The following is an 11,887-nucleotide window of genomic DNA, read 5'->3' on the forward strand; positions in this document are numbered from 1 at the left end:
AGAGTTGCAAGGTCGCAAGCGTTGTAAGAATAGGCATAAATCATAGCCAGTTTAACAACTGGCTGATATGCTATTTACGACAAAGTCGCTCGGTAATTAGACCGACACAATCCCTTGGTAATCACACGTGTACTGTGATTTGCCATTTAATAGCCGCAATACGAAGCAATAAGGTGGTTAGCATTGCCATTACCATGGCAAGTTCGGTCGCGAACGAAAAATGAATTCCCTGCGTATAAACTACACCGCCAGCAATACAGGTAATAGCATATAACTCGCCTTTTAGCAGCATAGGAATTTCGCGAGCAAGCACATCACGGAGCATGCCCCCAAAGCAACCGGTAATTACACCCATAATAATCGCGGTCATATTTGGCATGCCGGCTAGTAAGGCTTTTTGGGTGCCCATTACCGCAAAAAATGCTAAACCAAATGCATCGGCAATTTGTAATGTGTAGTGCGGAATCGACTTTTGCTTGTTAATAAGCCGCGTAGTAATAAATACCGCGGCTAAAATAGCATAAAAAAAACTTTGATCGTGTAACCAAAATACCGGAACATCTAATATGAGATCGCGAACCGTACCGCCCCCAATCGCTGTTACCGCTGCTAATACTACAACACCAAAACCATCCATTTTCTTTTCGTGTGCGACCAAAGTACCTGTAACAGCAAACACAGCAATGCCGATTAAATCAAACCAGTGATAAAGTTCAGTCATGTGGAACAACCCAAAATTATTTGTGCCGTTTTAACACAAACTATACAAAGTTTTAAGTAATAACGTATTTTTAGAGAAGTTTATAATATTTATAGGTATTGCTTGGGGGTATAAATCTAAGAGTGCTTTATAGGGAAAGAAATATAAATTTCAGGCATAAAAAAACACGCCTTAAGCGTGTCGTTTCATTTTATGTATTTCAGTGGTTGCGGGAGCCAGAGCTTATGAAAGGTGAACCAACGACCTTTGCTGGCTTATACAGAGCTGAGACCGACGAGCTATTCATTTCACTGAATTTTAGGCATAAAAAAACACGCTTTTGGCGTGTCGATTTAATATAACTTATTATCTCAGTGGTTGCGGAAGCCAGAGCTTATGAAAGGTGAACCAACGACCTTTGCTAGCTTATGCAGAGCTGAGACCGACGAGCTACCCATTTCACTGAATTTCAGGCATAAAAAAACACGCTTTTGGCGTGTCGATTTAATCTAACTTATTATTTCAGTGGTTGCGTGAGCCAGAGCTTATGAAAGGTGAACCGACGAGCTATTCATTTCACTGAATTTTAGGCATAAAAAAACACGCTTTAAGCGTGTCGTTTCATTTTATGTATTTCAGTGGTTGCGGGAGCCGGATTTGAACCGACGACCTTCGGGTTATGAGCCCGACGAGCTACCAGGCTGCTCCATCCCGCGCCTGAAATATGTATACTTATTTAGCGTTGCTTACATTACAACGTGGCTGCCAACTTTCTAAAGGAAATTGGTTGCGGGAGCCGGATTTAAAACGACTACCTTTGCTGGCTAATGAAGAGCTGAGACCGACAAGCTTTTCTTTAACTAACGTTTTACAGTAACCTCAAACCCCTAAAGGAAATTGGTTGCGGGAGCCGGATTTGAACCGACGACCTTCGGGTTATGAGCCCGACGAGCTACCAGGCTGCTCCATCCCGCGCCTGTATATTTTAAGTCTATCGACTACTTAATTTAATCTCTTAAGTTAGAGTTTACAGTAACCAAGCTTTTAAAAAAATTGGTTGCGGGAGCCGGATTTGAACCGACGACCTTCGGGTTATGAGCCCGACGAGCTACCAGGCTGCTCCATCCCGCGCCTGTAATTTCTTTGAAATAGTTTCGTGTTAATGACGAGCCTGTTTCGAAGAGAGCGCTATAATATAGGAATAAACTTATATTGCAAGGCTTTAACTAGTTAATTGTGTTCAACCGAACAAAAAGCAATCAACAAGCACTATAAATAGCTACCTCTGATGTGGGCTTATCATTTTTTGAAACTCCCAATCTGGGTGTCCCATTACAATAAAGTCAGGATTTTCAGTACTCTCTCGCTGGTTATAAGTAAGCGGGTTAAACTCTGCATCGGTTATACACCCGCCCGCCTCTTCTACAATAACTTGTGACGCGCCGGTATCCCACTCGCCTGTAGGGCCAATTCGTAAAAAGCAGTCGGCTTTGCCCTCGGCAACTATACATGCTTTTAGCGAGCACGAGCCTACTGCAATAGTGGCAAACTGCGTATTTAAATACTGACTGACCGCTTTAATTTTTTGTCTACGACTTACTGCCAACGTTAGGTTATCGGGTGTTGCTACCGACATTTTTGTGTCGCTACCATTTTCTCGTTTAAATGCACCCTGATTAGCAGTAGCAAAGTAAGTGATCCCTTTTGCTGGCCAATGAATCACACCTAAAACGGGGTGATTATTTTCAATAAGTGCAATATTAACGGCAAAGTCACCACTTTCTAAAATAAACTCGCCAGTGCCATCCATCGGATCTAATAACCAATAGCGTTGCCAGTTCTTTCTTTGGGCAAGTGCCGGAATAGGCGTTTCTTCCGACATGATAGGAATGTCGGGCGCAAGCGCTTTTAAACCAGCAACAAGCACATCGTTAGACGCTAAGTCTGCTTTTGTAACAGGCGTAGAGTCTGATTTTTCTTGCTGGCCAATATCGTCTTTTTTATAAATAGCCATAATGGCATCGCCTGCACTTTGTGCAAGTTCAATACAAGGCTCTAGTAATTTATTCATTTGCAGCTCCAGACGCTAAATACTTATTTAATAATAGCAAAGCGGCAACACTGCGAGCTTCGGTAAAATCGTCTTGCTCTAATAATGACTGCCAATCTGTTAATGGCCACTTAACAACCACTAAAGGTTCGGGCTCATCACCTTCTAACGTTTGCGGATATAGTTGCTTAGCAAATAAAATATGCATGGTCGCGTTAAAGTAACTTGGCGCCATTGATACTACTTTTAGTGGCTCAAAAAATTCAGCACCAAAACCCACTTCTTCTTTAAGCTCTCTGTTTGCTGCTTGCTGTGGTGTTTCGCCTGGGTCTATCAAGCCTTTAGGAAAGCCTAATTGGTAGTCGTTTGTGCCCGCGCAATACTCACGTACCAGTAGCATTTCGTTATCTGCAGTTATTGGTACAATCATTACAGCCCCGCGGCCACCGCCACGTATGCGCTCATACTGGCGCTCTTCGTCATTAGAAAACTTAAGCTCTAACGATTCAACAGTAAATAAACGGCTTTTAGCAACTACATTGTTACTAATAATTTGAGGCGGAGTTGGGTGCTTTTTCTGTGTCATTGGCGTTATTTTGCTATCATGGCAGTTGTGCTTAATCATAAACTTTTCACAAGGAAAAGCCCATGCTAAATTGGTCAAAAATCGATACCGTTTTACTCGATATGGACGGAACATTACTCGATTTACATTTCGATAGTCACTTTTGGCTTAACGTTGTACCAGAGCAACTTGCGCTCACTCGCAATATTACCCTTGATGAAGCAAAAGCCGATATGCACAAACGCTATCAAGCGGTAAGTGGTCAAATACAGTGGTATTGCTTAGATTATTGGCAAGAGCAACTCAATTTACCGATAATGGAATTAAAACGCCAAACCCAGCACTTAATAAAAGTACGCGAAGATGTACCCCACTTTTTAACTGAGCTAAAAAAAGCAGGTAAAGAGCTAATTCTTTTAACTAACGCCCACCCAGAAAACGTCATGCTTAAATTTGAACATACCGCGATAGATAATTATTTAGATGGCGTGGTGTCTACTCATCAATACGGAGTGAGTAAAGAGCAGCAAAGTTTATGGCATCAAGTACAAAAAGACTTAGGGTTTAATAAGCAGCGCACTTTGTTTGTTGATGATAGTGTGCCAGTTTTAAATGCTGCCCGAGAATACGGCATTGAACATTTACTTGCGGTGGCCAACCCAGATAGCCAGCAACCACATAATGTAATAGCCGATTACTTAAACGTAACCGACTACAGAAACATAATCTAGCAGCTAGATTATTGTTGCGGGTAACGCGCCACTAGGCCTTGATATACTAACTTTGCAAAGTCGGCATGTTCGGTATCAAGGCTTTTAACGACTTCGACTAAATGCTCGTTATCTTCTTGGCCATTCCATACTTTGATGTAGCTGCCATCTTTGTAGCCATGATCTTGGCGGAAAAAGTTTAACGTGTTTTTACCTACGTAACCGCGGTATAAATCGTCAATATCCATCCCTATTTGCGCCATACACCCTGCAAACGCGGCCGCGTTAAAGGTTTTATTTGCAACTGCTGAAGCTGCTAATATTTCAAGAGTTTGTTTAAAGTCATCTGCGGCCTGTGGTGCGCTAAGTTCTTGTTCTAGCTGCTTAGCTAACTCTTCGTAAGAGGTTGTTCCGTCAATTCTTAACGACAAACCAAAATGAAATATATCAACCAATTCTAGAATGACTTGCTCGGTGTCTGGGGTTTGTTTTTTCCACCACTTCCAACCGTAATGATCTAGCATTTCTGCACACTCTACCCAAATGGCTCTGTACCACTCAAAGCCTTGGCTAAACCATTGATCATGAACTTTAGTGTTCATGGCATTTTGCATTTCTAGCATTACTACTAGCTTATTTAAGTTGGCTGACATATCGTTTCCACTTGAGCTTTTAAATTACGCTTATGATACAGGCAAATAATAAAAAGTGCATTTTTGATCTATTATAAACAGCACATAAAAACAGGGCAGGAAATAATGATGAGTAAAGTGTTACTGCACACCTTGGCGACTATTGTAATGGCTGCTTTTTTAGTAACGAATGCGCAAGCAAGTACAGAAGGAATTGCTGCAGCCCCCGAGCAAGTATCACCATTATTACCGGGCTTAAGCGTGCCTAATATAACGCTCAAAGATCAACATGGTAATAATGTAGAGTTACAAAAGCGCTTTGCTGAAAAAACAACGGTGCTTATTATTTACCGCGGAGGTTGGTGTCCTTATTGCTCAAAGCAACTGGCTAATATACAAAAAATTGAGCAGCAACTCGCTAATTTAAACGCGCAAATTATTGCAGTATCGCCAGATAGTCCAGAAAAACTAGCCCAAAGTAAAATAAGTTCACCAAATTATTTACTGCTTTCAGATGATAGCTTAACCCTAGCAAAAGCCTTAGGTTTAGCTTATTTTTTAGATGATAAAACAGCCGCTATCTATCGCAATAAGCGCGGTGTTAACTTTGTTGATGCCCAAGGCAAGGTAAACGTCGCTTTACCTGTACCGGCTGTATTTGTAATTGATAAAAGCGGCGTTGTGTATTTTCAGTACGCAAACCCTAATTACAAAGTACGTTTAACAGAGGAGCTATTATTAGCTAGCGTTAAATCAATAGAAAATCAATAATCTGTAGATATATACCAATCGACTTAAATATTTAATCATTCTAGGGTGCTAAATAGAGCGCTATAAATGCCTAATAACTTAACACCATTGATATTACAAAAAAGGCCAACTAGGTTGGCCTTTTAAACGTTTAACGCGAGCCACTAAACTCAGCCCACGACTCTATTAAATCTATAAAATCTTCAAATCCACAACCACTCACTAGGCCATTTTCTTCAAGCATTAAGTCATCATCTTGATAGGCGACTAAATCTTCGCTGTCTTGGTGTAGAGCATGGGCTTCAAATAAGGCTTCGTCTTTAGAGAGTATTAAGTCTATCTCTTGGCCTTTTAACGTTATTGGTTCGTAACTTGTTTTTACCGAGCTAATAAGTGCTTGTACCATCGCGACTTTTTCTTTGCCAATTTCTTCGTTTAACCAGCGGCCAATTAGGGCATGCTCGCTGCTTATTTTAATGCGCAGCCCACTAATAGGGTCACGTATAAATTGATATTCCATAATTTTTACTTTTAAAACGCTAATGCACTAATTATACCCATAAATAGCCTTAAACACCGACCCTAAAACGCAAAATAGCGCCAATGGACGCTATTAAATAGGTGACATAAAAGCTAACTTCGCGATCTAAAACGTGCAGCATCTATAATCGACCATAAATAAATAATAGGCACGAGTACGAAGCCTACTAATACATAAATAAGTGCGTAACTAATTATAATAGCTAGCGCAAAAAAGATAGCGGCTAAAATTCGCCCTTGTACCAATTGCCCTAAACCAGGAAAAAATATATTACACAACGCTGCAATAACATTACCGCCAGAACCTTGATCAGCCATACTCACCTCTGTAGTTAATTAATTTTAAGTTTTAGTTATTTACTTACTATCACACTTTATGCCAATTTATTAAAGCTTAAAAATCAAATAGTTAAATTACTACTAAATAACTGCTTTAGTATTTTTTACTAAATATAGGTCAATTTGATTATTTTTATTATTAATTATCGTTACTTAAGAGTACAAAAAAGCGACTAAGGGATTAGTTTTACAAGTATTTTTAGAATAGCTGTTCATAAAAACAGTATTTTATTTAGCCTAACAAAAACACCTGTTATACTGCCCTCATTATTGATTGAAAAGGCGTAACGATGGACGTTTCTGAATTACTCGATGGCTTAAATGACAAACAACGCGATGCCGTTGCAGCCCCACTACAAAACATGCTGGTATTAGCAGGTGCTGGTTCGGGTAAAACACGTGTTTTAGTTCATCGTATCGCGTGGTTAATGCAGGTTGAGCAAGCATCAGCCTATAGTATTTTTGCAGTTACTTTTACCAATAAAGCCGCTAAAGAAATGCGCACCCGTGTTGAAGAAACCCTAAAAGCCCCTGTCGGTGGCATGTGGATTGGTACATTCCATGGTTTATCACACCGTATTTTGCGTGCTCATCACCGTGAAGCAAACCTGCCAGAAGCCTTTCAAATTTTAGACTCTGACGATCAACTTAGAATGATCAAGCGCTTATTAAAATCAATGAATATTGATGACAAAAAGTGGCCCGCCAAACAATTTGGCTGGTACATCAGCGCTAAAAAAGATGAAGCCCTGCGTCCTAAAGATATTCAAGCCTACGATATAAACGAGCAAATGATGCTACGTGTATATGCCGCCTATCAAGAGGCGTGTGACCGTGCTGGTTTAGTTGATTTTGCAGAAATACTGCTACGTAGCTACGAAGTACTTAAAAATAACCCTACGCTACTTCGCCATTACCAGCAGCGCTTTGCCCACATGCTGGTAGACGAGTTCCAAGATACCAATACCATTCAATACGCATGGCTAAAGCTACTTGCTGGTGATACACAAAGCATTATGATTGTAGGCGACGATGACCAGAGTATTTACGGTTGGCGTGGCGCTAAAATAGAAAACATTAAACGCTTTCTAACTGATTTTGACGCCGAAACTATTCGTCTTGAGCAAAACTACCGCTCAACCGCGACCATTCTAAAAGCATCTAATGCGCTAATTAAAAATAACTCAGAGCGCATGGGTAAAAGCCTTTGGACCGATGGCAACGAAGGCGAACCTATATCAATTTATGCCGCCTTTAACGAGCTAGACGAAGCCCGCTTTGTAAGCAGCAAGCTACGCAGCTGGCTAAATGCTGGTAATGCGTTGCAAGACGCCGCTATTTTATACCGTAGTAACGCGCAATCTCGTGTACTCGAGGAAGCCATGCTACAAGAAGGCTTAAAATACCGTATTTACGGTGGCATGCGATTCTTCGAGCGCCAAGAAATTAAAGATGCGCTATCGTACTTACGACTGGTAGGAAACCGCCAAGACGACGCCGCATTTGAGCGTGTAATAAACACCCCTGCGCGCGGTATTGGCGATAAAACACTTAGCCATATACGCGACTGTGCGCGTGCTGAGTCGCTGCCTCTTTGGTACGCAGCTAAAGCAATTGTTGAACAGCAACATTTATCGGGTCGTGCGGCAAGCGCTGTTACAAAATTTGTAGAGTTGGTAGAGCACATAGAAGATAAAATTAGCGACCTTACACTACAAGAGCAAGCCAAATACGCTATTCAAACCTCTGGGCTTATGGCTATGTATCAAGCTGAAAAAGGCGAAAAAGGCCGAGCTCGCGTAGAAAACTTAGAAGAGCTTATCAGTGCCTGCGATCAGTACGAACTCCCTGAAGAAGAAGAGTTTAGTTCGCCACTTCAAGGGTTTTTAGCTTATACATCGCTTGAATCTGGTGAAGGCCAAGCCGATGAACACGAAGACGCTGTGCAAATGATGACTCTTCACTCTGCTAAGGGCTTAGAGTTTCCACTTGTGTTTATGGTGGGTGTTGAAGAAGGCATGTTCCCATCGCAGCAAAGTAATGAAGAATCAGGGCGCTTAGAAGAAGAACGCCGCCTTTGTTACGTGGGTATGACCCGTGCCATGGACAAACTTTACATAAGCCATGCCGAAAGCCGTCGTTTATATGGCCAAGAAAAGTACCATAGCCCATCGCGATTTTTACGCGAAATACCCGAAGATTGCGTAGAAGAAATTCGTATTAAAACACAGGTATCACGACCGCCTGCTGCAGGACGTTTTAGCGCATCAGTAAGCCATGCTGTATTTGAAGAAAGTGGTTTTAACTTAGGCCAACGTGTACTGCACGCTAAATTTGGTATTGGCACTGTGCTTAATTACGAAGGCAGTGGCGCGCAATCGCGTGTACAGGTTAACTTTGACGACCTTGGCAGCAAATGGCTAGTAACCGCATATGCACGACTTCAAGCTGTATAAGCGCAGTGTTGAGCAATTAACACAGCAACTAACTGGCGCAAAGCATCGCCAGTTAGTGCTTATTACAGGCCAGCCTACTTGGTGCTATGAGCTATTAAGCGCGTTAACCCGTTCGGATGATGTAAAGTTACTTTCAAGCAGCCTTGCCAATGCAAGTTGGCCTGAGCATACTCATCAACTACTTGGGCAAGAGTTTCCTCATGCCGTTTATGATGGCTTTAGTGGCATTTACCCCGATAAACTCGCTGCATTAGCCGGCACCGTAAAAGCCGGCGGGCTTTTATTTTTATTACTGCCTGATTTACAACGTTTAGCGTCATGGCAAGACCCTGCGCTGCAAAGCGTGCAGTCTTATGGGTGTAGTAATCAGCAAAGCTATTTTAATTTACGTTTTTCTCGCCTTTTACAAACGCTACCTGCCATACACTTTGCTGAACACACTGTCTTTAAACAGTCGCCGCTCAAAAGCAATGTAACAAATAAAATTGAGTATCAGGCGCAGCAACAGTGCGTTGAGCAAATAATTAAGGTGGCCACAGGGCGTGCGAACAGGCCTTTAATTATTAATGCCGACAGAGGGCGAGGAAAATCAGCCGCGCTAGGTCTTGCAGCCGCAGCATTACATGATAAAAAAATCATTGTATGCGCAACACAATTTAGAGCCACCCATAGCTGTTTTAAGCATTTAGCTAAAACCTTACAGGTGGAATACAAGGCTCAGCAAAAACATTTAGCTAATTTACAATACATGGCGCCCGATGCACTGCTTAATCAGTTGCCGCCATGTGATTTATTACTGGTTGATGAAGCCGCCGCAATACCTGTCCCACTACTGTTAACCATGTTAAAGCACTACCCGCGTATAGTCTTTGCAAGCACCTTGGTAGGCTACGAGGGTAATGGCCGAGGCTATACCATTCGCTTTACGCAACATATTAAAGCAAATTACAAAGCGGCAAAAATTGTAAACTTAGAAGAGCCTTTACGTTTTGCCAAGGGCGACCCTCTTGAGCAACATGTACGCACACTCTTTGCTTTAGATGCACAATATAACGAATACCCACCCGCTTTAAATAGCATTGAGCACGTTGAAGTCACTCAACAGCAACTCGTTGACAATGAGCCTTTACTGCAGCAAATAGTTGCGTTGCTAGCACTTGCCCATTACCAGAGCAGTGTTAACGATTTACGCCAATTACTTGATGCCCCAGCGCAAAGGCTGTTTATTAGTAGATGCGACATGCATGTTGTGGGTGTGTGTTTAATAGCAGTTGAAGGCGGTATGGATGCAGAGCTAGCTAAGCAAGTAATCAGTGGTGAGCGCCGCCCACAAGGGCATTTAATGGCGCAATCGCTCGCGCAATTAAGCGCACAGCCAAGCTATTTAACAAAACAAAGCGCACGCGTTATTCGTATAGCTGTTGCACCTAACCTGCACCAACAAGGCGTAGGTAAAGCATTGCTAGCGCATTGCCAACATCAGCTAACCCCGACCTGTAGTTATATAGGTGCAAGTTTTGGGGCTACAGCAGGGCTTTTAGGTTTTTGGCAATCTCAGGGCTTTAGTGCTGTAAAGCTAGGTTATCAGCGAGATAAAAGCACGGGTGAGCACTCAGCCCTCGTTATTAAAGCATTAAACACATCCACGCAGGGCTTACATACCCTAGCTCAGCAATTTAAAAGTGATTTGTTTTATGGTTTATTAACGCACTTTAGCCAACTCGACAGTGAGTTAGTCAGTGAGCTAATAAGTAAATTTATCGATGAATCTAGTGTGCCCAGCCCACCTATAAACACTGCAATTAGTTCAATAAATCGTTTTAATACCGCGCCAAAACTATGGTATTTATTTAACCACTCCCCATCCTGCCTAATGGCAACTAAAAGCGAAGATCGCCACTTGCTGATACAAATGGTATTACAAAACCACAGTAATGAGCAGCTAATCAAGCAACATCGTTTAAGTGGAAAAAAAGCCTTAGAGCAACAATTTAAACTCGCAGTTAAGTCACTAATTAAAAAACCACACAACCTTTAAGCTATTTATCTATTTTGTTCTATCCTTAAAGCATTACAAGGCAATTAAAGATAAAGGTATGGAATTCATAAACTTTCAAGTGGGCTGTAAAACCATTTCACTTAAAATTCTCGATATTTTACTCACCGAGCGGTTTGATAATAACCTCACTACATTGTCAAATAACAATAAGAGCTTTATTGGTGTAAAAGACTACATGGAAACCCCCACGCCGGTGTTCGACCTAGGTGTTATTTTAAATGGCAGCTCTACAGAGCAAAGTAATAAAAAAGCACTTAATGAGCTAAGAACCTGGCAAGCCTCGCTTAATGATTGGTTTAGCCAATTTGAAAAAAGCATCGCGCAACAGAGCCACGTAATAACAAACGATAAAACTCAGCTGCACAACATCGCCGTATTTTATAAAGAGTTTAAAACTGACAACAGTGACCTAAAAACTATCATAGAAAAACTTGATGAGCCTTTTCAAGCGCTAGTAACAGCAACAGATCGCGCAGTTAGTACTCATAACGAGCAAGACTATAAACAAGCCAGTAAATATTTAGCGAGTATAAAGCGCAACAGCTTTATGCAATTACAACGACTGTTTGATGCGGCAAAAGAGCAAATAACACTCGATTATAAACCTATTATTGTTTTTACTACTAAAGATGGGCTCAACCCGCATATCGGATTACTAGTAGATAAAGTAGAGGACAATATAGATTATAAAAAAGAAGACATTAAGCCACTCGATAAATTAACCGAAGTAGGCTTTGATATAGACCCGCAAACCAAAGGCATGATGCGAGGGCTAATAAAGTTAGCCGAAAAACACAGTGTTTTAATAGACCCTAGCGCAATATTTAGACCTGATCATTTAGCACAAGAGGAAGACGAAGAAACACAAGCGTATGGTTTATTTGTCCCGTCCTGAAATAGGTTGACGGTTTTAATGAAAGACTTGGTGCGAAAGCGCCAGGTCTTTTTTATGTGTATTAGTGTGATTACCAAGGGATTGTGTCGGTCTAATTACCGAGCGACTTTGTCGTAAATAGCATATCAGCCAGTTGTTAAACTGGCTATGATTTATGCCTATTCTTACAACGCTTGCGACCTTGCAACTCT

11 protein-coding genes and 3 tRNA genes are annotated in these 11,887 nt (G+C 41.5%); 5 read left to right on the top strand and 9 right to left on the bottom strand.

The features are described from left to right. Nucleotides 1-121: 121 nt before the first annotated feature. From PSI06_RS19835 to nudE, 6 genes are all read right to left on the bottom strand, one after another. Complete coding sequence (locus PSI06_RS19835) at nt 122-721, bottom strand: trimeric intracellular cation channel family protein (RefSeq protein ID WP_273604719.1); 600 nt, start codon at nt 719-721, stop codon at nt 122-124. A gap of 618 nt (nt 722-1,339) precedes the next feature. Next, nucleotides 1,340-1,416: transfer RNA gene (locus PSI06_RS19840), tRNA-Met, on the bottom strand. Nucleotides 1,417-1,598: 182 nt separating this feature from the next. Beyond that, nucleotides 1,599-1,675, bottom strand: a tRNA-Met gene (locus PSI06_RS19845). 79 nt (nt 1,676-1,754) lie between these two features. Further along, nucleotides 1,755-1,831 (bottom strand) — tRNA-Met (locus tag PSI06_RS19850). Nucleotides 1,832-1,979: 148 nt separating this feature from the next. Further along, complete coding sequence (cysQ, locus tag PSI06_RS19855; RefSeq protein ID WP_273604718.1) at nt 1,980-2,771, bottom strand: 3'(2'),5'-bisphosphate nucleotidase CysQ; 792 nt, start codon at nt 2,769-2,771, stop codon at nt 1,980-1,982. Beyond that, nucleotides 2,764-3,336, bottom strand: coding sequence for an ADP compounds hydrolase NudE (gene nudE, locus PSI06_RS19860; protein WP_029772216.1), 573 nt, complete (start codon nt 3,334-3,336; stop codon nt 2,764-2,766). The genes cysQ and nudE overlap by 8 nt, the downstream gene beginning before the upstream one ends. A gap of 62 nt (nt 3,337-3,398) precedes the next feature. Here nudE and yrfG point away from each other — a divergent pair, with 62 nt between their 5' ends. Next, nucleotides 3,399-4,046, top strand: coding sequence for a GMP/IMP nucleotidase (gene yrfG, locus PSI06_RS19865; RefSeq protein WP_004588668.1), 648 nt, complete (start codon nt 3,399-3,401; stop codon nt 4,044-4,046). A gap of 8 nt (nt 4,047-4,054) precedes the next feature. Here the strand turns inward: yrfG and PSI06_RS19870 are convergent, their stop codons facing one another. Beyond that, the gene (locus PSI06_RS19870) at nt 4,055-4,678 is read right to left on the bottom strand and encodes a dUTP diphosphatase (protein WP_004588667.1); all 624 of its coding nucleotides are present in this window, start codon (nt 4,676-4,678) and stop codon (nt 4,055-4,057) included. Between the two features lie 105 nt (nt 4,679-4,783). Here PSI06_RS19870 and PSI06_RS19875 point away from each other — a divergent pair, with 105 nt between their 5' ends. Next, on the top strand, nt 4,784-5,428 hold the full coding sequence (locus PSI06_RS19875; protein ID WP_273604717.1) for a peroxiredoxin-like family protein: 645 nt from the start codon (nt 4,784-4,786) through the stop codon (nt 5,426-5,428). 130 nt (nt 5,429-5,558) lie between these two features. Here the strand turns inward: PSI06_RS19875 and PSI06_RS19880 are convergent, their stop codons facing one another. Beyond that, on the bottom strand, nt 5,559-5,927 hold the full coding sequence (locus PSI06_RS19880) for a YacL family protein (RefSeq protein WP_054983969.1): 369 nt from the start codon (nt 5,925-5,927) through the stop codon (nt 5,559-5,561). A 113-nt stretch (nt 5,928-6,040) separates the two neighbouring features. Continuing rightward, on the bottom strand, nt 6,041-6,265 hold the full coding sequence (locus tag PSI06_RS19885) for a hypothetical protein (RefSeq protein ID WP_004588664.1): 225 nt from the start codon (nt 6,263-6,265) through the stop codon (nt 6,041-6,043). Between the two features lie 311 nt (nt 6,266-6,576). On the opposite strand from PSI06_RS19885, the gene uvrD reads away from it, so the two are divergent. The 3 genes from uvrD to PSI06_RS19900 are packed head-to-tail and all read left to right on the top strand — an operon-like array spanning nt 6,577 to nt 11,696. Next, entirely contained in the window at nt 6,577-8,742 is a 2,166-nt protein-coding gene (uvrD, locus tag PSI06_RS19890; protein WP_024031969.1) for a DNA helicase II, read from the top strand. Beyond that, a complete protein-coding gene (locus tag PSI06_RS19895; protein ID WP_273604716.1) occupies nt 8,720-10,780 on the top strand; it encodes a GNAT family N-acetyltransferase in 2,061 nt (686 codons plus the stop codon). Before uvrD ends, PSI06_RS19895 begins: the two co-directional genes overlap by 23 nt. A gap of 58 nt (nt 10,781-10,838) precedes the next feature. Continuing rightward, complete coding sequence (locus tag PSI06_RS19900) at nt 10,839-11,696, top strand: chemotaxis protein (RefSeq protein ID WP_273604715.1); 858 nt, start codon at nt 10,839-10,841, stop codon at nt 11,694-11,696. Nucleotides 11,697-11,887 lie beyond the last annotated feature (191 nt).

The organism is Pseudoalteromonas sp. GABNS16E, assembly GCF_028598715.1.
GTDB classification, from domain to species: Bacteria; Pseudomonadota; Gammaproteobacteria; order Enterobacterales; family Alteromonadaceae; genus Pseudoalteromonas; species Pseudoalteromonas atlantica.